19 protein-coding genes and 1 riboswitch are annotated in these 21,094 nt (G+C 54.7%); of the genes, 11 read left to right on the plus strand and 8 right to left on the minus strand.

Annotated features, from left to right (window positions below; all coding sequences use genetic code 11):
• Positions 1–532: 532 nt before the first annotated feature.
• The gene (purH, locus tag F3J29_RS22150; protein ID WP_166869324.1) at positions 533–2,122 is read left to right on the plus strand and encodes a bifunctional phosphoribosylaminoimidazolecarboxamide formyltransferase/IMP cyclohydrolase; all 1,590 of its coding nucleotides are present in this window, start codon (positions 533–535) and stop codon (positions 2,120–2,122) included.
• 18 nt (positions 2,123–2,140) lie between these two features.
• Complete coding sequence (purD, locus tag F3J29_RS22155; protein WP_166869326.1) at positions 2,141–3,433, plus strand: phosphoribosylamine--glycine ligase; 1,293 nt, start codon at positions 2,141–2,143, stop codon at positions 3,431–3,433.
• A gap of 46 nt (positions 3,434–3,479) precedes the next feature.
• Here purD and F3J29_RS22160 read toward each other — a convergent pair whose 3' ends face one another.
• From F3J29_RS22160 to nudC, 6 genes are all read right to left on the minus strand, one after another.
• Positions 3,480–4,172, minus strand: a complete 693-nt coding sequence (locus F3J29_RS22160) for a DUF1481 domain-containing protein (protein ID WP_166869328.1) — start codon at positions 4,170–4,172, stop codon at positions 3,480–3,482.
• A 14-nt stretch (positions 4,173–4,186) separates the two neighbouring features.
• Positions 4,187–4,459 carry a nucleoid-associated protein HU-alpha gene (gene hupA, locus F3J29_RS22165; protein ID WP_002884342.1) on the minus strand — a complete coding sequence of 91 codons (273 nt, stop codon included), beginning with the start codon at positions 4,457–4,459 and terminating at the stop codon, positions 4,187–4,189.
• A gap of 186 nt (positions 4,460–4,645) precedes the next feature.
• A complete protein-coding gene (locus F3J29_RS22170) occupies positions 4,646–5,236 on the minus strand; it encodes a YjaG family protein (protein ID WP_008460165.1) in 591 nt (196 codons plus the stop codon).
• Positions 5,237–5,279: 43 nt separating this feature from the next.
• Positions 5,280–5,951 (minus strand): deoxyribonuclease V, encoded by a 672-nt coding sequence (gene nfi, locus F3J29_RS22175; protein ID WP_166869330.1) that lies wholly within the window; start codon positions 5,949–5,951, stop codon positions 5,280–5,282.
• 11 nt (positions 5,952–5,962) lie between these two features.
• On the minus strand, positions 5,963–7,030 hold the full coding sequence (gene hemE, locus F3J29_RS22180) for a uroporphyrinogen decarboxylase (protein ID WP_166869332.1): 1,068 nt from the start codon (positions 7,028–7,030) through the stop codon (positions 5,963–5,965).
• Between the two features lie 35 nt (positions 7,031–7,065).
• On the minus strand, positions 7,066–7,839 hold the full coding sequence (gene nudC / locus F3J29_RS22185) for an NAD(+) diphosphatase (protein ID WP_166869334.1): 774 nt from the start codon (positions 7,837–7,839) through the stop codon (positions 7,066–7,068).
• A 98-nt stretch (positions 7,840–7,937) separates the two neighbouring features.
• On the opposite strand from nudC, the gene F3J29_RS22190 reads away from it, so the two are divergent.
• The 9 genes from F3J29_RS22190 to F3J29_RS22230 all read left to right on the plus strand — a co-directional run bounded on the left by F3J29_RS22190 (position 7,938) and on the right by F3J29_RS22230 (position 15,021).
• A complete protein-coding gene (locus F3J29_RS22190; RefSeq protein WP_008460161.1) occupies positions 7,938–8,441 on the plus strand; it encodes an Rsd/AlgQ family anti-sigma factor in 504 nt (167 codons plus the stop codon).
• 51 nt (positions 8,442–8,492) lie between these two features.
• Positions 8,493–8,603: riboswitch (TPP riboswitch) on the plus strand.
• A gap of 89 nt (positions 8,604–8,692) precedes the next feature.
• Positions 8,693–10,594: a phosphomethylpyrimidine synthase ThiC gene (gene thiC, locus F3J29_RS22195; RefSeq protein ID WP_166869335.1), complete on the plus strand. Its 1,902-nt coding sequence runs from the start codon at positions 8,693–8,695 to the stop codon at positions 10,592–10,594.
• On the plus strand, positions 10,594–11,229 hold the full coding sequence (thiE, locus tag F3J29_RS22200; RefSeq protein ID WP_166869337.1) for a thiamine phosphate synthase: 636 nt from the start codon (positions 10,594–10,596) through the stop codon (positions 11,227–11,229). The genes thiC and thiE overlap by 1 nt, the downstream gene beginning before the upstream one ends.
• The gene (locus tag F3J29_RS22205) at positions 11,222–11,977 is read left to right on the plus strand and encodes a HesA/MoeB/ThiF family protein (protein ID WP_166869338.1); all 756 of its coding nucleotides are present in this window, start codon (positions 11,222–11,224) and stop codon (positions 11,975–11,977) included. The genes thiE and F3J29_RS22205 overlap by 8 nt, the downstream gene beginning before the upstream one ends.
• A complete protein-coding gene (gene thiS / locus F3J29_RS22210) occupies positions 11,961–12,161 on the plus strand; it encodes a sulfur carrier protein ThiS (protein WP_166869340.1) in 201 nt (66 codons plus the stop codon). The genes F3J29_RS22205 and thiS overlap by 17 nt, the downstream gene beginning before the upstream one ends.
• Position 12,162: 1 nt before the next feature.
• Positions 12,163–12,942, plus strand: coding sequence for a thiazole synthase (thiG, locus tag F3J29_RS22215; RefSeq protein ID WP_166869342.1), 780 nt, complete (start codon positions 12,163–12,165; stop codon positions 12,940–12,942).
• Positions 12,942–14,075 (plus strand): 2-iminoacetate synthase ThiH, encoded by a 1,134-nt coding sequence (thiH, locus tag F3J29_RS22220; RefSeq protein WP_166869344.1) that lies wholly within the window; start codon positions 12,942–12,944, stop codon positions 14,073–14,075. The genes thiG and thiH overlap by 1 nt, the downstream gene beginning before the upstream one ends.
• 319 nt (positions 14,076–14,394) lie before the next feature.
• Positions 14,395–14,700: a PTS sugar transporter subunit IIB gene (locus tag F3J29_RS22225; RefSeq protein ID WP_008460154.1), complete on the plus strand. Its 306-nt coding sequence runs from the start codon at positions 14,395–14,397 to the stop codon at positions 14,698–14,700.
• A gap of 3 nt (positions 14,701–14,703) precedes the next feature.
• Entirely contained in the window at positions 14,704–15,021 is a 318-nt protein-coding gene (locus tag F3J29_RS22230; protein ID WP_008460153.1) for a PTS lactose/cellobiose transporter subunit IIA, read from the plus strand.
• A 42-nt stretch (positions 15,022–15,063) separates the two neighbouring features.
• Here F3J29_RS22230 and F3J29_RS22235 read toward each other — a convergent pair whose 3' ends face one another.
• A complete protein-coding gene (locus tag F3J29_RS22235) occupies positions 15,064–16,404 on the minus strand; it encodes an anaerobic C4-dicarboxylate transporter (protein WP_166869346.1) in 1,341 nt (446 codons plus the stop codon).
• A 447-nt stretch (positions 16,405–16,851) separates the two neighbouring features.
• Positions 16,852–21,072: a DNA-directed RNA polymerase subunit beta' gene (rpoC, locus tag F3J29_RS22240; RefSeq protein WP_166869348.1), complete on the minus strand. Its 4,221-nt coding sequence runs from the start codon at positions 21,070–21,072 to the stop codon at positions 16,852–16,854.
• Positions 21,073–21,094 lie beyond the last annotated feature (22 nt).

Here is a 21,094-nt window from a genome sequence, read left to right on the forward strand (position 1 = left end):
TGCTGAGATATCAATCCTGCGAGTGCCCACACAGATTGTCTGATAAATTGTTAAAGAGCAGTGAGTCAGTCGCTTTCGCTTGCTAACTCGAGGTGGCGTATAATACGCTTTCCTCTTTCAGAGTCAACCCTTGATTTCAGGATTTTTCACTCTCATCGCCGCCGTTACTTTGTGATGTTGTTCACATGTTCCGTGTCGATGGAGGCGCATTATAGGGAGTTCTTTCGGCGCTGCAACACTAAAATGACAGAAAAATGACTGACTGCTGCATTCCACAGCAAAACCCCGCCTTATACCTTTTTGCACACAGACTTATCCACAATCCGGATTTGAACTTAAAATTCGCGAGCGTGACGCAAACGTTTTCGCTACAATGCACCGCGATAAAATGGACACCCCCGATGGGGGCGTTAGCTGAGTTTTCGTCTCTTCTTTTCCTTAATTTCCCTTTTCTGCGCCGCCAGAACTAAGGTGAAGACTAAAATTCAGCTAACGCTCTTCTATATGCGAACCAAAGCCAAGGGATAAAACCATGTCACAACGTCGTCCTGTACGCCGCGCACTGCTCAGTGTTTCTGACAAAGCCGGTATCGTCGAATTCGCTCAGGCCCTCTCCCAACGTGGAGTGGAGCTGCTGTCCACCGGCGGAACCGCCCGCCTGCTGGCAGAAGCAAACCTGCCGGTAACCGAAGTCTCCGACTACACCGGTTTCCCGGAGATGATGGATGGACGCGTCAAAACGCTGCACCCGAAAGTTCACGGCGGCATTCTGGGCCGCCGCGGCCAGGACGATGCCATCATGGCGGAGCACGCCATCTCTCCTATTGATATGGTCGTCGTTAACCTTTATCCGTTTGCCCAGACCGTTGCCCGCGAAGGCTGCTCTTTAGAAGATGCGGTTGAGAACATCGACATCGGCGGCCCAACCATGGTTCGCTCCGCAGCCAAGAACCATAAAGATGTGGCGATCGTAGTAAAAAGCAGCGACTACCAGGCGATCGTTGCCGAGCTGGACGCGAACGAAGGATCCCTGACGCTGGAAACCCGCTTCGATCTGGCCATTAAGGCTTTCGAACACACTGCCGCCTACGACAGCATGATCGCTAACTACTTCGGTAGCCTGGTCCCGGCTTACCACGGCGAAAGCAAAGATCCTGCCGGGCGCTTCCCACGCACGCTGAACCTGAACTTCATTAAGAAGCAGGATATGCGCTATGGCGAAAACAGCCACCAGCAGGCCGCCTTCTATATAGAAGAAGAAATCAAAGAAGCATCCGTGGCAACCGCGACCCAGGTTCAGGGCAAAGCACTCTCCTATAACAACATCGCGGATACCGATGCGGCGCTGGAATGCGTGAAAGAGTTCGACGAACCAGCCTGCGTTATCGTTAAACACGCCAACCCTTGCGGCGTAGCCGTCAGCGGTTCCGTGCTCGAAGCCTACAACCTGGCTTATAAAACCGATCCAACCTCGGCCTTCGGCGGCATTATTGCTTTCAACCGTGAGCTGGACGCAGAAACCGCACAGGCCATTATTACCCGCCAGTTCGTCGAGGTCATTATCGCCCCTTCCGCTAGCGAAGAAGCGCTGAAGATCACCGCGGCCAAACAGAACGTTCGCGTCCTGGTTTGCGGCCAGTGGCAAACACGCACGGCTGGCCTCGATTTTAAACGCGTGAATGGCGGACTGCTGGTTCAGGATCGCGATCTGGGTATGGTGACCGCAGGCGATCTGCGCGTAGTCACTAAACGTCAGCCGACCGAGCAAGAACTGCATGACGCGCTGTTCTGCTGGAAAGTGGCGAAGTTCGTTAAATCCAACGCCATCGTTTATGCCCGTGACAATATGACCATCGGCATAGGCGCAGGCCAGATGAGCCGCGTCTACTCCGCCAAAATTGCCGGTATCAAAGCCAGCGATGAAGGCCTGGAAGTAAAAGGTTCTGCTATGGCTTCTGATGCTTTCTTCCCGTTCCGCGATGGGATTGATGCCGCCGCCGAAGCTGGCGTGAGCTGTGTGATCCAGCCGGGCGGTTCTATTCGTGATGATGAAGTCATTGCCGCCGCCGACGAGCATGGGATCGCAATGATCTTCACCGATATGCGCCACTTCCGCCATTAATTACCGGAGCGTTTATAGATGAAAGTTTTAGTTATTGGTAACGGCGGGCGCGAGCACGCGCTGGCCTGGAAAGCGGCTCAGTCCCCTTTAGTACGTACTGTATTTGTTGCACCAGGTAACGCAGGCACCGCGCTGGAGCCAGCGCTGCAGAACGTTGCTATCAGCGCGACAGATATTCCAGCTTTGCTTAGCTTTGCGCAGAACGAAAACATTGACTTAACCATCGTCGGCCCGGAAGCGCCGCTGGTGATTGGCGTGGTGGATGCCTTCCGCGCCGCTGGCCTGAAAATCTTCGGGCCTACCGAAGGGGCTGCACAGCTGGAAGGCTCAAAGGCTTTTACCAAAGACTTCCTGGCTCGCCACAATATCCCGACGGCGGAATACCAGAACTTTACCGAAGTTGAGCCTGCGCTGGCTTACCTGCGCGAGAAAGGGGCGCCCATCGTAATTAAGGCCGACGGCCTGGCCGCAGGGAAAGGCGTTATTGTGGCGATGACGCTGGAAGAAGCGGAGGCCGCCGTCAATGACATGCTGGCGGGGAACGCGTTTGGCGATGCAGGCCACCGCATTGTTATTGAAGAGTTCCTCGATGGCGAAGAAGCCAGCTTTATTGTGATGGTAGATGGCGAGCATGTTCTGCCGATGGCCACCAGCCAGGATCATAAACGCGTTGGCGACGGCGATACTGGCCCAAACACCGGCGGTATGGGCGCTTACTCTCCCGCTCCGGTTGTGACTGACGAAGTGCATCAGCGCACCATGGAACGCGTGATTTGGCCAACCGTGCGCGGTATGGCTGCCGAAGGGAATACCTACACGGGCTTCCTGTATGCCGGGTTGATGATCGACAAGCAGGGTAACCCGAAGGTGATTGAGTTCAATTGCCGCTTCGGCGATCCAGAAACTCAGCCCATCATGCTGCGTATGCAGTCAGATCTGGTCGAGCTGTGCCTCGCTGCCTGTGATGGCAAGCTGGATGAGAAAGACTCTAAGTGGGACGAACGTCCGGCTCTGGGCATCGTGCTGGCGGCGGGCGGTTATCCGGCCGACTATCGTAACGGCGACGTTATCCACGGTTTACCGCTGGAAGAAGTGGCCGATGGCAAGGTGTTCCACGCCGGGACTAAGCTCAGCGAAGATGACCGCGTGCTCACCAACGGCGGGCGCGTATTATGCGTGACTGCGTTGGGCGAAACGGTAGCCAAAGCGCAACAGCGCGCGCTGGAGCTGAAAAAGGATATTCATTGGGAAGGCAGTTTCAGCCGCTCGGATATCGGTTATCGCGCCATTGCGCGTGAAAACGCGAAGTAATCCCGACAGTACACACTAAACCGCCCGCGTGGCGGTTTTTTTATACCTAGAAATCGCCAGGCTTAGGCTGCCAACTGCAGAAGTTCTGGTTCGCCACCAGCAGCAGCTGTGAACCTTCCGGGGCTTCAAGCCAGGCAATGCTGACGTCAAGGGAGGAGTTGCTCTGACGGCGCGCTATATGACTCAGGGAGGCGCTATCAAGCTTCGGCGATAACGTTTCGCCTTCGCAGGTCGTTACCGTGCCGTTCTGGTGCCAGCGCCCCTGGCGCAGCACAACGTGCCCAATACGCAGCGCTTCGCTGGTCTCACGAATGCGATTGGCGTTGAACTGGTACAAAGCCACCTGATCGTTAGAAAGCTGCTGCTTCTGGCTATTCACTTCCCGCTGCATAAAGCTCAGGTCGCCGTGGTCGTCAAAGCGGACTTTGACATGCTCCGGCTGCTTGCCCTGAATATTGAGCTCGATAAAGGTCAGTTTGTCGCCCTGCCAGCGGTATTCACCGGTGGTGGTGACGCCGTGCTGCCACGGACTAAACGCGGTAAGGATATGGGTAGATTCATCGGCGTTGTCTTTTCGCCAGATGCGCACCACGCCCTGGTCGGCAACATAGCCGGTCGCGGTAAAAGGAGGGAGTTTGTTACTGCTGCATGCCGTGAGCACCAGAACACCCGCCAGCGCCAGCAGCGGACGCCAGACGGACAAAAGGGGCGTAAACGCCCCTCTGTTAAAACTGTTCACTGACACGCGTTAACTTACTTAACCGCGTCTTTCAGTGCTTTACCAGAAACAAATGCCGGCACGTTAGCAGCAGCAATTTTGATTTCTTTACCGGTCTGCGGGTTGCGGCCAGTGCGCTCAGCACGGTGGTTCACTTTGAAGGTACCGAAACCAACCAGTTGTACAGCATCACCTTCTTTCAGAGACTCAGTAATTGCAGCCAGAGTGGATTCCAGAGCAGCTTTAGCCTGTGCTTTAGACAGGTCAGCCTTGTCAGCAATTACATCAATCAGTTGAGTCTTGTTCATAAGTTATCCTTACAATGTGTTTATCGCTTGCTAAGCATCGAGTGCGACGGAAATGCCTAAAAAGCACTCTCCTGCATACACGCACCGATAGCCACTTTTATTCGCCCCACAAATGTAGACCAGACGGGGGGTTAATTGGAAGCCTCCAGGGAGGACAAATCAGACTGTATGTCACGTTTTACTGTCTTACTGCTGCAAATTTATACCGATATTACTGATGCCGGCCTCACGGAGGTCAGCACGAAGCCCTTTAATGAGCTCAATATCGCGCTCTTCGCAGTCCGCCAGCAGCCGGAAAATCTCCCACTGAATGTCCCATTCTTCTTCTACCGCCGGGTTTGCTCTCAACTCCTCGTCGGTCATTTCACGACCGGCCTGAGTCATTTCCAGCATTGCCACCGAAGTGATTGAACATTTACTGACTTCGATTGCGTGCTCCAGCGTTTCACCCGAGAGCCGCGAGTGAATAAGCTCACTCAACGCCACGCACGCGTCAATCGCCGGATAGACACCGTAAATATCATAGTCGTCAGCCGCAGGAATTGCCTCTTCAAGTTTCTCTAACTGACTATCAAAGTTCACTTTGGCGTCTTTCACTGTTTGGGTTTCCCAAACCAGGTCCAGGATCTTGCGATAAAGCTGAGGATCGCCAAAGCCGGTTTGCTGACAAAACATGGCGTAGTTTGGGTACATACGCTCGCACAAAGAGGCCATAAAGGTGACGTGCTGCCAGCTTTCCAGCTTCTCCAGGCGTAAATGAATTGGGTTCTGTAACATGACGGTGTCTCAAAGACGGAAAATTAGCGGCAGTTTACCTGAATCACCCGCCGATTGCTTGCAGGCGCTTAAAAGCCGGACGCCCGGAGGCAACGGCATCGGCCCAGCGGGTTGGCTCCGGCAGGCGATAACCAGCCATGCAGCGTTCCACCCACGTTAATGCGCCGTCGAGGCTGACGCGGTGCCCGGTAGAGACAAACAAGGGATTACAGCGCTTTTTACTGCGCCAGACCCAGGCAAGTTGCTCACCTTTATCCATTAACGCTGCACGGGCTCCGGGCTCGTCGCCCAGCGGCTCAAACTTTCCACACAACCGTTTTTTCGCCACGCCGATGGTTGGCACATCCACCAGCAGCCCAAAATGGCTGGCAACCCCTAATCGACGGGGATGCGAGATGCCGTGCCCGTCCACAAATACCAGGTCGGGCTTCTGCGAAAGCATACCCCACGCCTCAAGCAGCGCGGGATATTCTCGAAAGGATAAAAAGCCGGGGATATAGGGCATGGTGGTGGCAATTCTGGCCACCTGATATTCAACCAGCTCAAGAGAGGGATAACGCAACAAAACGATGGCCGCGCGCGTAACATCTCCGCCTTGTTCAAACCCCACATCGGCCCCGGCGATCAACCGCGGCGGATCCTGGTCAAGGCGATCCTGGCGGATCACCTTCGAGGCCAGATCCAGCTGCTGCTCCCGCAGTACGGTGAGATCCATCTCTTGCTACCCTAAGCCTGGTGGTATTGCGCGGACAGGCGATGTACAGCTTCCACAAAGACGCCCGCATGCTCTGGCGGAACGTCCTGGTGAATACCGTGCCCGAGGTTAAAGACGTGCCCTTCTCCCTGCCCGAAACCAGCCAGAATAGTGGCAACCTCTTCTTCGATGCGTGCCGGCTGAGCGTAAAGCATGGAGGGGTCCATGTTACCCTGCAGCGCGACTTTATGGCCTACGCGGCGACGTGCATCTGCGATATCCGTTGTCCAGTCGAGGCCCAGCGCGTCGCAGCCGGTTTCCGCCATCGCTTCAAGCCACTGCCCACCGCCTTTGGTAAACAGCGTCACCGGCACGCGACGACCATCGTTTTCACGCAGCAGGCCATCGACGATTTTGTGCATGTAATAGAGCGAGAACTCTTTGTAATCACGCCCGCTCAGCACGCCGCCCCAGGTATCGAAGATCATCACTGACTGCGCGCCCGCGCGGATTTGCGCGTTCAGGTACAGCGTCACGCTCTGCGCCAGCTTATCCAGCAGCAGGTGTAGCGCCTTCGGCTCGGCAAACATCATTTTCTTAATCACGGTGAAGGCTTTGCTGCTGCCGCCTTCCACCATATAGGTTGCCAGCGTCCACGGGCTGCCGGAGAAGCCAATCAGCGGCACTTCGCCCTTCAGTTCACGGCGAATAGTGCGCACCGCGTTCATCACGTATGCCAGCTCGCCTTCCGGATCGGGAATGGGCAGTTTTTGAACGTCAGCCAGGCTTTTAATCGGAGAGCTAAAGCGCGGACCTTCGCCCGCTTCAAAGTACAGCCCAAGCCCCATCGCATCCGGGATGGTCAGAATGTCCGAGAAGAGGATCGCTGCATCAAGCGCATAGCGGCGTAGCGGCTGCAGGGTGACTTCGCAGGCCAGCTCAGCGTTTTTGCACAGCGACATAAAATCGCCGGCCTGAGCGCGCGTTGCCTTATATTCCGGCAAATAACGTCCGGCCTGGCGCATCATCCACACCGGGGTGACATCTACCGGCAAGCGCTGCAGGGCGCGCAGGTAACGATCGTTCTTCAGTTCAGTCATTTTTACCCTTCCTTTAGCTATATCGTCGCAGTCTATCACTCATAGTCCGCGCGACACAGGGCGACGGTATCTTCAATTAAGCGGCGCGCCACAGTGCCCGGCGGCGGCAATAGCGGCAGCTGGTCATAACGATACCAGCCCGCATCCAGCAGCTCTTTCGGGTCAATCTTGATTTCACCGCTGTGGTAATCCGCCATAAATGCGGTCATCAGTGACTGCGGGAACGGCCAGGGTTGAGAAGTCACGTAACGCAGATTTTTTACCTGAATGCTGCTCTCTTCCATGACTTCCCGAGCCACCGCCTGCTCCAGCGTCTCGCCCACTTCAACAAATCCGGCAAGGACGGTATAAACGCCGTTGCGGTGGCGCGTGTGCTGAGCCAGCAGGATATGATCGTCCTTGCGGATAGCGACGATAATGCAGGGAGCGATTTGCGGGTAATAGCGTTCACGACAGTGCCCGCAGAGCATTGCCCATTCACTTTTGCTGAAGTGCATTTCATGGCCGCAGTAGCCACAGAATTTGTGTGAGCGGTAAAACTCGGTCAGCTGAACGCCGCGCCCGGCCAGCTGAAACAGGCCGACATCGCGATCGAGGAGCTGGCGCAGCGAGCCCATGTCCGAGCGGCGGTTTTCACGAATCAGCCAGACGGGTTCACCTTCCCACTCACCGATATCCAGGGCGCGGCTGCCTGTGAGCTGAAATTCTTCCGCGCTGCCGTGAGGTAAGTCACCCTGCGGCAACCATATTTTTTGCTCATGGCTGACTATCCACCAACCATGATCTAAGTTTTGAATAACACGTTCCATAACCTGGTGCACATCCCCGTGTTCACTGATATAAACAATTAGTTTTTACTTTTTTGGGTTAGTTTGCGTTCAATCTTTTAACTCACGGAGTCTCAATCATGCTGAACCAGTTAGCCAATCTGACTGAGCGCGTTGGTGGTAGTAATGAGTTAGTTGACCATTGGCTGCAGGCCCGTAAGCACCTGTTGGTCGCCTATTACAACATGGTCGGGATCAAGCCTAACAAGGAATCGCACACCGCGCTTGACGAAAAAGCGTTAGACAATTTTTGTCACGGCCTGGTGGATTACCTCTCTTCCGGTCATTTCAGTATTTACGAGCGAATCATCAGCAATCTGGAAGGCAGCAGCCCGCTGCTAAGCGCAGCCCAGCTCTACCCTCAACTGGAAGCCAACACCCAGCAAATCATGGATCTTTACGATTCCCACCTGGAAAACGCCATCGACCGCGACAGCTGGGTCGAGTTTCAGCAGGCGCTGTCAGAGATTGGCGAGTGCCTGGAGTCCCGCTTCACCCTTGAGGATAAACTAGTCCTCCTGGCTATTGATAACAACCTCGACGGTAGCGCCAGCGATCCTGCCGGGCTGGCAAGTCCAGCTTGAGTTGTTAGCTATTAACGAGTAATTTACAACTTTCCCACCGCAAGGTGGGATCAATTCTTGTCGGAGTGCCGAGTGCGTTATGCACCGGCTGAGACCGTTAATTCGGGATCCGCGGAACCTGATCAGGTTAGAACCTGCGAAGGGAACAAGAGTAATTCTGTCTTTGGGTACACCCGTTCTCGGGCGGCCCATATCCATTACTCCTTCCGTTGTCCTGACAAGCCATATCCTGACTAAACCTGGAATGAGCTATGTCTGCATCTGAAAAAAAACCAGGCCGCCGCGAACAGCGCGCCGCCTCCCAACACTTTATCAACACGCTTGAAGGCACCGCCTTCCCAAACTCCCGACGCATCTATCTCACCGGCTCACGTGAAGATATCCGCATCCCGATGCGTGAAATCCAGCTCAGCCCAACGCTCACCGGCGGAAGCAAAGATGCCCCGCAATATCAGCCGAACGACGCAGTCCCCGTTTACGATACCTCCGGCCCCTATGGCGATCCTGACATCGCGATAAACGTGTTAAACGGGCTATCTCCCCTCCGCAGCGCCTGGATTGCTGAGCGGCGCGACAGCGAAACGCTGGCTGAACGCAGCTCTGCTTATACAAAAGCACGCCTTGCCGACGACGGCCTGGACGAATTGCGCTTTGAAACACAGTCAGCACCTCGCCGCGCGATAACCGGACAATGTGTCACCCAGTTGCATTACGCCCGCAAAGGCCTTGTCACCCCGGAGATGGAATTCATCGCCATTCGCGAAAATATGGGGCGCGAGCGTATTCGCGATACCATCCTGCGCCACCAGCATCCCGGCGAAGGGTTTGGTGCCAACCTGCCGGAAAATATCACGCCGGAGTTTGTCCGCGATGAAGTCGCCGCTGGGCGAGCGATTATTCCCGCCAATATTAACCACCCTGAATCTGAGCCGATGATTATCGGCCGCAATTTCCTGGTGAAGGTGAACGCCAATATCGGTAACTCGGCGGTCACTTCCTCCATTGAAGAAGAGGTAGAAAAGCTGGTGTGGGCCACTCGCTGGGGGGCAGACACGGTGATGGACCTCTCAACCGGCCGCTACATTCACGAAACGCGGGAATGGATCCTGCGCAACAGCCCGGTGCCCATCGGCACGGTGCCAATCTACCAGGCGCTGGAGAAGGCGAACGGTATCGCCGAAGACCTGAGCTGGGAGATGTTCCGCGACACGCTGCTGGAGCAGGCAGAGCAAGGCGTGGATTACTTCACCATTCACGCCGGAGTGCTGCTTCGCTATGTCCCGATGACCGCGAAGCGCCTGACCGGGATCGTGTCGCGCGGTGGATCGATTATGGCGAAGTGGTGCCTGTCCCATCATCAGGAAAACTTCCTGTATCAGCACTTCCGTGAAATCTGCGAAATTTGCGCCGCCTATGACGTTTCCCTTTCCCTGGGCGATGGCTTACGCCCGGGCTCCATCCAGGATGCCAACGACGAAGCGCAGTTTGCCGAACTGCATACGCTGGGCGAGTTGACCCAAATTGCCTGGGAGTACGACGTCCAGGTGATGATTGAAGGCCCGGGGCATGTGCCGATGCAGATGATTCGCCGCAACATGACCGAAGAACTGGAGCATTGTCACGAAGCGCCTTTCTATACCCTTGGCCCGCTCACAACCGATATCGCACCGGGCTATGACCACTTCACCTCCGGCATTGGCGCCGCCATGATCGGCTGGTTTGGCTGCGCGATGCTTTGCTACGTCACGCCGAAGGAACATCTGGGTCTGCCGAACAAAGAAGACGTTAAGCAGGGGCTGATTACCTACAAAATTGCCGCGCACGCCGCGGACCTGGCCAAAGGACATCCCGGCGCACAAATACGCGACAACGCGATGTCCAAAGCACGCTTCGAATTCCGCTGGGAAGACCAGTTCAACCTGGCGCTAGATCCCTTCACCGCCCGCGCTTACCACGATGAAACCCTGCCGCAGGAATCCGGCAAAGTTGCCCACTTCTGTTCTATGTGCGGCCCTAAGTTTTGCTCCATGAAAATCACCCAGGAAGTGCGCGATTACGCCGCCAAACAGGCGAGGGATGCTGGCATGGAAGATATGTCCCAGCACTTTCGCGCCCGGGGCGGCGAAATTTATCTCAGACAAGAGGAAGCATAATGTCCAGACTCACTTTCCCAGCCACATCACGCAAACTGGGCCTTTATCCGGTTGTCGACAGCGTGGAATGGATCGAACGTCTCCTCGGGGCAGGCGTCAAGACCATCCAGCTCCGCATTAAAGACAAACGCGATGCAGACGTTGAAGCCGACGTCATCGCAGCCATTGCACTGGGCGAACGCTACAACGCTCGCCTGTTCATTAACGATTACTGGCGACTGGCCATCAAACACGGTGCCTACGGCGTACACCTCGGCCAGGAAGATATGGATGTCGCCAACCTGGCGGCGATAAGCGAAGCCGGGCTGCGTCTGGGGCTTTCCACCCACGACAACATGGAAATGGATCGCGCCTTAAGCGCAAACCCGTCCTACATCGCGCTGGGCCATGTCTTCCCTACCCAAACCAAGCAGATGCCCTCTTCCCCGCAGGGGCTGAATAAGCTGGCTGAGCATATTCAGACGCTGGGTGATTACTCCACCGTCGCCATCGGCGGAATAAGCATCGATCGCGTACCTGCCGTATTAGCCACCGGCGTGGGCAGCGTCGCCGTCGTCAGCGCCATTACGCAGGCTTCCGACTGGCGCATCGCCACGGCGAAGCTACTCGACCTGGCAGGAACTGGCGATGAATGACGCGGATTTTATGCGCTACAGCCGCCAGCTACTGCTGGAAGACGTGGCGATGGAAGGTCAGGAAAAACTGCTGTCCAGCACGGCGCTGATCGTCGGCCTGGGCGGCTTAGGTTCACCTGCCGCGCTGTATCTCGCTGCGGCTGGCGTAGGCAAACTTATCGTCGCGGACGATGACAGGGTGCATATCAGCAATCTCCAGCGCCAGATCCTGTTCACCTCAGAAGATATTGAGCGCCCGAAATCTTCCGCTGCCCACCAGCATCTGCAGCGCCTGAACCCAGGGGTGAAAATTGTTCCGCTGGCAGAAAGGCTAACGGGGACTTCGCTTGCTGAAGCCGTACGCGAGGCAGACGTAGTGCTGGACTGCAGCGACAATATGGCAACCCGCCAGGCGGTAAACGCCGCCTGCGTAGCCGCGAATACACCGCTTATCACCGCCAGCGCCGTCGGTTTTGGCGGCCAGATGATGGTCCTGACGCCGCCCTGGGAATATGGCTGTTACCGCTGCGTCTGGCCTGACGAGAGCGAACCCGACCGCAACTGCCGCACTTCCGGCGTCATCGGCCCGGTCGTGGGCGTGATGGGTACCCTTCAGGCGCTGGAGGCCATCAAGTTGCTGACCGGCATGGCACCGGCTACCGGCGAGCTGCGTCTGTTTGACGCCCGCCAGCACAGCTGGCGCACGCTAATGATGCAAAAATCAGCCGCATGCCCGGTCTGCGGAGGTCGCGATGCGCATTCAGTTTAACGATGAATATCTGGAATGTACGGCTGGCCTGACGCTCGCAGCCCTTCTGGCCCAGCTTGATCGGGGCAAAGCTGGGGCGGCAGCGGCCGTGAATCAGACCATTATCCCGCGCGAACAGTGGAGCGATTATCTGCTGCGTGAGGGCGATACCATTCTGCTGTTTCAGGCAATTGCCGGAGGCTGACATGTTACAGATTGCCGATAAAACCTTTTCCTCCCGCCTGTTCACCGGTACCGGAAAATTCTCCTCCAGTCAGATGATGATCGACGCGATTCGTACTTCTGGCTCACAGCTTGTCACCATGGCGATGAAGCGCGTGGATTTACGTGGCCAAAGCGATGACATTCTCCTGCCGCTGCAGCAGGCAGGCGTGCATTTGCTGCCTAATACTTCCGGGGCGAAAACGGCGGAAGAAGCCATTTTTGCCGCTCAGCTTGCCCGCGAAGCGCTGGGCACAAACTGGGTTAAGCTGGAAATTCATCCTGACGCCCGCTATTTACTTCCGGACCCGATTGAAACGCTGAAGGCCGCCGATGCCCTGGTCAAGCAGGGATTTGTGGTGCTGCCTTACTGTGGCGCCGATCCAGTGCTCTGCAAACGTCTTGAGGAAGCGGGTTGTGCGGCCGTGATGCCGCTTGGCGCGCCTATCGGTTCAAATCAGGGTTTGCAAACCCGTGCGCTGCTGGAAATCATCATTGAGCAATCCCGCGTGCCGGTTGTGGTCGATGCCGGGATCGGCGCCCCAAGCCATGCGGCTGAAGCGTTAGAAATGGGAGCTTCTGCCGTACTGGTCAATACCGCCATCGCGGTCGCCCGTGATCCCGTGCAAATGGCTCAGGCGTTTCGTCTGGCCGTGGAAGCCGGAAGCCTTGCGGCACAGGCCGGGTTGGGATCCCGCCACCAGCAGGCGCAGGCCTCCAGCCCGTTGACCAGTTTCCTGCAGTTTAGCGAGGAGAATGCCTGATGGCAGAAACCTTTACCGACCGCTGGCGGCAGCTGGACTGGGACGATCTCACCCTCAAAATTAACGGTAAAACGGCGGCAGATGTCGAACGAGCGATTAACGCACCTCGCCTGACGCGAGAGGACCTGATGGCTTTGCTCTCCCCCGCAGCCAGTCGTTACCTCGAGCCTCTTGCCCAACGGGCACAGCAGCTTACGCGCCAGCGCTTCGGCAACACGGTCAGTTTTTACGTGCCGCTCTATCTCTCTAACCTGTGCGCCAACGACTGTACTTACTGCGGTTTTTCCATGAGCAACAAGCTGAAACGCAAAACGCTGGATGAAGCGGAGATTGAGCGTGAATGTGCGGCTATTCGTGCGCTGGGGTTCGAACACCTTTTGCTGGTGACCGGCGAGCACCAGACCAAAGTTGGCATGGATTATTTCCGCCAGCATCTGCCGGCTATCCGCCGCCGCTTCAGTTCACTGCACATGGAAGTCCAGCCGCTGGACGAGCATGAGTATGCCGAACTCAAAACCCTCGGGCTTGATGGCGTGATGGTGTACCAGGAAACCTATCACCCGGCGACCTACGCCCAGCACCACCTGAAAGGCAACAAGCAGGATTTCTTCTGGCGGCTGGAAACACCCGACAGGCTGGGACGCGCGGGCATCGATAAAATTGGCCTTGGCGCGCTGATAGGGCTGTCGGACAGCTGGCGCACCGACTGTTTTATGGTGGCTGAACATCTGCTGTGGCTACAGCAGCGCTACTGGCAAAGCCGCTATTCTGTCTCCTTCCCGCGTCTGCGACCGTGCACCGGCGGCGTAGAACCAGCCTCAATCATGACTGAACAGCAGTTGGTGCAGACGATCTGTGCGTTCCGTCTGCTTGCGCCGGACGTGGAACTGTCGCTTTCTACCCGGGAATCACCCTGGTTCCGCGACCACGTGATCCCACTGGCGATTAATAACGTGAGCGCGTTTTCGAAAACCCAGCCCGGCGGCTATGCCGATAACCATCCGGAACTTGAGCAGTTTGCTCCGCACGATGGCCGGACGCCGCAGGAAGTTGCTGCCGCGCTCCGCCAGTCAGGTCTGCAGCCTGTCTGGAAAGACTGGGATCACTTTTTGGGCAGGCGCGCGCAACCCTGATGTAACGCACGACAAGGAGAAGGAAAATTTTCGGCGTTCACCGAAAGAACGTCGATCGGTCGTTGTCGCGTCCCTGCCGTTAAAATACTGTCCTCCGGTCAGCATAGATACCTGACCGGAGCGGCAGCCAACGCTTCCTCATGCCGCTCCGCCTTCGCAACTGCCGTCTTGATTCTTCGGGAAAAAGCAAAAATGTAACCGGTTTCAGTTTTCTGTGGTTTCTTTTGTGATACCTGACACACAATCGGGTTAAAGCGGTTGTTGCCGCCCCCCCTGACGGATAAATATCTCTGTATCCTTCGGACATTGAGAGCGAACTATGAAAAATATCGTGTTGTGTTGTGCTGCAGGTATGTCGACCAGCATTCTGGTTCAACGTATGGTTGATGCCGCACAAAAGAAAGGCATCGAGGTCTCAATCAAGGCTGTGCCCGTGGCAGAGTTTAAAGAGAACATCGAACGCGCCGACATCGTTCTGCTTGGTCCGCAGGTGAAATATGAGCAGGCCAAACTTCAGGCCCTTGCCGATCCTCTGGGTAAAAAAGTCGCCGTTATCGACATGATGGATTACGGTTTGATGAAAGGCGACGTGGTGCTTGATAAAGCCCTGAAAATGATGGAGTAAGATGTGGAAGATTTAGAATCAATTATTATGGAACTGCTGGTCAACGCCGGCAGCGCACGTAGCCAGGCCCTGACTGCTCTGCAGCTGGCACGTAAAGGTGACTTTGAGGGTGCCGAGAAGGCAATGGAAGAGTCACACGAATTCGTAAAACACGCCCATAAAATCCAGACCCAACTGATTGGCCTGGATGAAGGCTCCGGCAAGCTGCCGGTAAACCTGATTACCGTTCACTCTCAGGATCACCTGATGAACGCCATGGTGATTCAGGATCTGGCCACCGATATGATTGAGCTGTACCGCCGTCTGCCGCTGGTGAAGTAGCCGCTTGTCATGACAGGCGCCATCTGGCGCCTGTATTTTGAATTATATGAAGCCGTACATCGCGGCAAGCATCCAGCCAAAAACACAAGAAACGCTCACGCCAATTAACCCCGGCAGAATAAAGCTGTGGTTTATCACAAAACGACCTATTCGCGTGGTACCCGACCGATCAAACTGGATGGCCGCGAGATCGCTTGGGTAAGTGGGCAGAATATAATAGCCGTAACATGCCGGAGCAGAAGCAATGATATACGCAGGATCGACCCCAATAGCCAGTGCAATGGGGACGATTGCCGCCAGCGCCGCAGCCTGAGAATTGACAAATTTAGACACCAGCAGCAGAACGATAGCATATGCCCACGGGTGCTCCTTCACCATCTCCCCTAGTACACTTTTAATCTCCGACATATGTGCACCGAACATGGTCTCCGCCATCCATGCTATGCCATAAACCGCAACAATGGCGATCATCCCGGAGCGAAAGACTTCATTTCTGGAGATTGCGGCGGGATTTGTTTTAGTGATGATGATAATCAGCGCGCCCGACAGCAGCATAAACATCTGAATAACTAATACCATCGAGAGAGGTTTACCGTCGAACATCGGTCGAAGCTCTGAAAAAGCGCCTAACAAGGCAACAATCGCAATCGATGCAAGGAAAATCCACATCGCAATCCAGTTGTTCATTGGCAATTTTTTATCCAGCAGAGTCGCCGTGTCGCCATAAACATAGTGGTGGTTTTCCGGAACAGAGATAAATGCCTGGAATGTTTCGTCCTTATCTAAATCCTGACCGCGAAACCAGCTAAAAATACCGATGGCCAGAATACCAAATAGCGTTGATGGAATAGTGATGGCAAGGAGATCGAGAAATTCCAGATGATTACCGTTGAAGGTCACATTGCCGAGCATGGCGACCAGCGACACGACGGCGACGGAAACCGGGCTGGCAATAATCCCCATTTGGGCACCAATAGAACTTGCCGCCATAGGCCGCTCCGGTCGGATGTTATTCTTGATGGCAACGTCATAAATAATAGGCAGGATTGTGTACACCACGTGACCTGTACCGCAGAGTATCGTCAGGATGCAGGTGACAAAGGGGGCGACGATAGAGACATATTTGGGATTACGCCTCAGTAATTTTTCGGCAATCTGCAGCATGACGTCTAATCCACCAGAAGCCTGCAGCGTTGAAGACGCCGCAACTACGGCAATAATCACCAGCATCACATCAATAGGCGGTTTCCCCGGTTTAAGATGAAAAACAAAAACCAGGATCACCAGCCCAATTCCCCCCAGCAGCCCAAGTGCAATACCTCCTTTTTTTGCACCATAAAACAGGCAAATTAAAATAATAATCAGTTGCAGAGCAAATTCCATGTAACCCCCAGAAGCTATTCGTTAAATAAGATCCAATATCCCCATATGAAAATGTATTGCCGCTCCGATCGTCCGTTTAGAGGTAAAGCGATCCCCTCGGATACATGGCCCGAAACGCAATATGATTGATTAGCAATCAATTAGTTATTTTTGACTATATCGATTTTGAGTTGCCTGTTTTTTGATACACGTAGAGTTTTTATTCATCAATAACAGCTGATAAAAGAAAAAAGGATGTTGGAAATTGGAAGTTAATTAATTGATGAGAAATAAAAGGAATTTTGTTAATGCTATAAGTGATAGGGTGAGATAAAACGTTTCCGCGCACGTTTACAGTGTTGAAAACTACTGAGTCTGCCCAGGACAAAAAAGAGGGTTTATCCTTAGCGGTTTCAGGCATAAAAAAACCCGCCGAAGCGGGTTTTTTATTTCAGGCGTATCGCACGATTACTCGTCGTTACCGCCCAGGCCTGCGTTCAGCAGTTCTGCCAGGCTGGCAGAAGCGTCTTCAGCGGTCACCTGAGGTGCCGCAGGGATTTCACCCGCTGCACGGCGACGCATACGATCCTGGTGGTACGCATAACCGGTACCGGCCGGGATCAGACGACCCACGATAACGTTCTCTTTCAGGCCGCGCAGTTCGTCGCGTTTGCCCGCAACGGCTGCTTCGGTCAGCACTCGAGTGGTCTCCTGGAACGATGCCGCGGAGATGAAGGACTCGGTTGCCAGAGAGGCTTTGGTGATACCCAGCAGATCGCGCATGTAGGTCACGTTGATCTTGCCGTTCGCATCCAGTTCGCGGTTAGCGATCTTAATGCGGGAGTATTCAGCCTGCTCGCCTTCCAAGAAGTCGGAGCTACCAGCGTTAACGATGGTGGCTTTACGCAGCATCTGACGAACGATAACTTCGATGTGTTTATCGTTAATCTTAACGCCTTGCAGACGGTATACGTCCTGTACTTCGTTAGTGATGTAACGAGTTACAGCGTACACGCCACGCAGACGCAGGATGTCGTGCGGAGATTCTGGACCATCGGAAACAACGTCACCACGTTCTACGCGTTCACCTTCGAACACGTTCAGCTGACGCCATTTCGGAATCATCTCTTCGTAAGCATCGCTGCCGTCGATTGGGGAGATAACCAGGCGGCGTTTGCCTTTGGTTTCTTTACCAAACGAGATAATACCGCTGATTTCAGCCAGGATTGCCGGCTCTTTCGGACGACGGGCTTCGAACAGGTCAGCAACGCGTGGCAGACCACCGGTAATATCCTTGGTACCGCTGGATTCCTGTGGAATACGCGCCAGGGCGTCACCGGAGCTGATCTGAATACCATCTTCCAGCTGAACAATCGCTTTACCCGGCAGGAAGTACTGAGCCGGCATATCGGTGCCAGGGATCAGAACGTCATTGCCTTTAGCATCAACGATTTTCAGAGCAGGACGCAGATCTTTACCACCGGTAGTACGCTCAGCAGAATCCAGAACGACCAGAGAAGACAGACCGGTTAACTCGTCGGTCTGACGAGTAATGGTCTGGCCGTCGATCATGTCGGTAAAGCGGATGAAACCGCTCACTTCCGAGATAACCGGCATGGTGTGTGGATCCCAGTTTGCTACGGTTTCACCGCCGGCAACCTGCTCGCCATCACCCTTCGCCATCACAGCACCGTAAGGCACTTTATAGCTCTCTTTGGTACGACCGAATTCGTCGATCAGTTTCAGCTCGGTGTTACGAGAAGTGATAACCAGTTTACCGCTGGAATTCACAACCGACTTCGCGTTGCTGAGCTTGATGCTGCCTTTGTTCTTAACCTGAATGCTGGATTCAGCAGCAGAACGGGATGCCGCACCACCGATGTGGAACGTACGCATCGTCAGCTGTGTACCAGGTTCACCGATGGACTGTGCCGCGATAACCCCGATAGCTTCACCTTTGTTGATGATGTGACCACGTGCCAGGTCGCGACCGTAGCAGTGAGCACACACGCCGAAGTCAGTTTCGCAACCTACTACGGAACGGACTTTCACGCTGTCAACAGAGTTAGCTTCCAGCAGGTCACACCACTGTTCGTGCAGCAGGGTGTTGCGTGGAACCAGGATATCCGCAGTGCCAGGCTTCAGAATGTCTTCAGCAGTCACACGACCCAGTACGCGATCGCGCAGCGGCTCTTTAACGTCGCCACCTTCGATAACCGGCGTCATGGTGATGCCTTCCAGGGTGCCACAGTCGTCTTCAGTCACGACCAGGTCCTGGGCAACGTCTACCAGACGACGAGTCAGGTAACCGGAGTTCGCCGTTTTCAGTGCGGTATCCGCCAGACCCTTACGAGCACCGTGAGTAGAGATGAAGTACTGGAGTACGTTCAGACCTTCACGGAAGTTCGCGGTGATTGGCGTTTCGATGATGGAGCCATCTGGCTTAGCCATCAGACCACGCATACCGGCCAGCTGACGAATCTGCGCTGCAGAACCACGAGCACCGGAGTCGGCCATCATGTAGATGCTGTTGAAGGAAACCTGCTGCTCTTCGACGCCGTCACGGTTAATCACGGTTTCGGTTTGCAGGTTATCCATCATCGCTTTGGATACACGATCGTTCGCCGCAGCCCAGATATCGATAACTTTGTTATAACGTTCGCCAGCGGTAACCAGACCTGACTGGAACTGTTCCTGGATCTCAGCAACTTCAGCTTCCGCTTCAGAGATGATCTCGTATTTTTTCTCCGGGATGACCATGTCATCAATACCAACGGATGCACCTGAACGCGCTGCGTAAGCAAAGCCGGTGTACATCGTCTGGTCCGCAAAAATAACGGTCGGTTTCAGGCCCAGAATACGGTAACAGGTGTTCAGCATCTTGGAGATTGCCTTTTTACCCAGCGCCTGGTTGACGATGGAGAAAGGCAGACCTTTCGGTACGATCATCCACAGAATTGAACGGCCAATGGTCGTATCAATCAGGCTGGTTTTCGCAACGAATGTGCCCTGAGCATCTTTTTCGTATTCGGTGATACGCACTTTAACGCGCGCATGCAGAGAGGCCAGGCCAGCGCGATAAATACGCTCAGCTTCTTTAGGGCCAGTCAGCACCATGCCTTCGCCTTTGGCGTTAACACAGTCGCGGGTCATGTAGTACAGACCCAATACAACGTCCTGAGAAGGAACGATGATTGGCTCGCCGTTCGCTGGGGACAGGATGTTGTTGGTAGACATCATCAGCGCACGCGCTTCCAGCTGAGCTTCAAGCGTCAGCGGAACGTGTACTGCCATCTGGTCACCATCGAAGTCGGCGTTATATGCCGCACAAACCAGCGGGTGCAGCTGGATAGCTTTACCTTCGATCAGTACAGGTTCAAATGCCTGGATACCCAAACGGTGCAGGGTTGGTGCACGGTTCAGCAGTACTGGGTGTTCGCGGATAACTTCGTCCAGGATATCCCAAACGACAGCTTCTTCACGCTCAACCATTTTCTTAGCAGCTTTGATGGTGGTCGCGAGGCCACGCAGTTCCAGCTTGCCGTAGATGAACGGTTTGAACAGCTCCAGTGCCATTTTCTTCGGCAGACCGCACTGATGCAGACGCAGGTATGGACCTACGGTGATTACAGAACGACCAGAGTAGTCAACACGTTTACCCAGCAGGTTCTGACGGAAACGACCCTGTTTACCTTTGATCATATCGGCCAAAGATTTCAGAGGACGTTTGTTAGAGCCGGTGATGGCACGACCACGACGGCCGTTATCCAGCAGGGCATCTACCGCTTCCTGCAGCATACGTTTTTCGTTACGTACGATGATATCTGGCGCAGCCAGATCCAGCAGACGTTTCAGACGGTTGTTACGGTTGATAACGCGACGGTACAGATCGTTCAGATCTGACGTTGCGAAACGACCACCATCCAGCGGTACCAGCGGACGCAGATCTGGCGGCAGAACCGGCAGAACGGTCAGGATCATCCACTCTGGTTTGTTACCAGACTGAACGAACGCTTCCAGCAGCTTGATACGCTTAGTCAGCTTTTTACGTTTGGTTTCGGAGTTGGTTTCGTTCAGCTCTTCGCGCAGAGTTTCACACTCTTGCTCCAGATCCATGCTCTTCAGCAGAGCCTGAATAGCTTCCGCACCCATCTTCGCGTCGAATTCGTCACCGAACTCTTCCAGCGCATCCAGATACTGCTCTTCAGTCAGGATCTGACGACGCTCGAGGTTGGTCATCCCGCCTTCGATAACGACATAAGATTCAAAGTACAGCACGCGCTCGATATCGCGCAGCGGCATATCCAGCAGCAGGCCGATACGAGATGGCAGAGACTTCAGGAACCAAATGTGGGCAGTTGGAGAAGCCAGTTCGATGTGACCCATACGCTCACGACGAACTTTAGTCTGGGTAACTTCTACGCCACACTTCTCACAAATGACACCACGGTGCTTCAGACGCTTGTACTTACCGCACAGGCACTCGTAGTCTTTCACTGGCCCAAAAATACGGGCGCAGAACAGACCGTCACGCTCTGGTTTGAACGTACGGTAGTTGATGGTTTCCGGCTTTTTTACTTCACCGAAAGACCATGAACGGATCATGTCTGGCGATGCCAGAGCAATTTTGATCGCATCAAACTCTTCGGTTTTAGTTTGCGCTTTCAGAAACTTTAATAAGTCTTTCACGGATTTGCTCCCGTCGGAGTTA

The organism is Enterobacter sp. Cy-643 (genome assembly GCF_011752815.1).
Classification (GTDB): Bacteria; Pseudomonadota; Gammaproteobacteria; order Enterobacterales; family Enterobacteriaceae; genus Cedecea.

Excerpts from the sequence above, each read along its gene's own strand:
- purH (WP_166869324.1), top strand. The coding sequence starts at position 533 with ATGTCACAACGTCGTCCTGTACGCCGCGCACTGCTCAGTGTTTCTGAC.
- purD (WP_166869326.1), top strand. The coding sequence starts at position 2,141 with ATGAAAGTTTTAGTTATTGGTAACGGCGGGCGCGAGCACGCGCTGGCC.
- hupA (WP_002884342.1), bottom strand. The coding sequence starts at position 4,459 with ATGAACAAGACTCAACTGATTGATGTAATTGCTGACAAGGCTGACCTG.
- F3J29_RS22170 (WP_008460165.1), bottom strand. The coding sequence starts at position 5,236 with ATGTTACAGAACCCAATTCATTTACGCCTGGAGAAGCTGGAAAGCTGG.
- nfi (WP_166869330.1), bottom strand. The coding sequence starts at position 5,951 with ATGGATCTCACCGTACTGCGGGAGCAGCAGCTGGATCTGGCCTCGAAG.
- hemE (WP_166869332.1), bottom strand. The coding sequence starts at position 7,030 with ATGACTGAACTGAAGAACGATCGTTACCTGCGCGCCCTGCAGCGCTTG.
- nudC (WP_166869334.1), bottom strand. The coding sequence starts at position 7,839 with ATGGAACGTGTTATTCAAAACTTAGATCATGGTTGGTGGATAGTCAGC.
- F3J29_RS22190 (WP_008460161.1), top strand. The coding sequence starts at position 7,938 with ATGCTGAACCAGTTAGCCAATCTGACTGAGCGCGTTGGTGGTAGTAAT.
- thiC (WP_166869335.1), top strand. The coding sequence starts at position 8,693 with ATGTCTGCATCTGAAAAAAAACCAGGCCGCCGCGAACAGCGCGCCGCC.
- thiE (WP_166869337.1), top strand. The coding sequence starts at position 10,594 with ATGTCCAGACTCACTTTCCCAGCCACATCACGCAAACTGGGCCTTTAT.
- F3J29_RS22205 (WP_166869338.1), top strand. The coding sequence starts at position 11,222 with ATGAATGACGCGGATTTTATGCGCTACAGCCGCCAGCTACTGCTGGAA.
- thiS (WP_166869340.1), top strand. The coding sequence starts at position 11,961 with ATGCGCATTCAGTTTAACGATGAATATCTGGAATGTACGGCTGGCCTG.
- thiG (WP_166869342.1), top strand. The coding sequence starts at position 12,163 with ATGTTACAGATTGCCGATAAAACCTTTTCCTCCCGCCTGTTCACCGGT.
- thiH (WP_166869344.1), top strand. The coding sequence starts at position 12,942 with ATGGCAGAAACCTTTACCGACCGCTGGCGGCAGCTGGACTGGGACGAT.
- F3J29_RS22225 (WP_008460154.1), top strand. The coding sequence starts at position 14,395 with ATGAAAAATATCGTGTTGTGTTGTGCTGCAGGTATGTCGACCAGCATT.
- F3J29_RS22235 (WP_166869346.1), bottom strand. The coding sequence starts at position 16,404 with ATGGAATTTGCTCTGCAACTGATTATTATTTTAATTTGCCTGTTTTAT.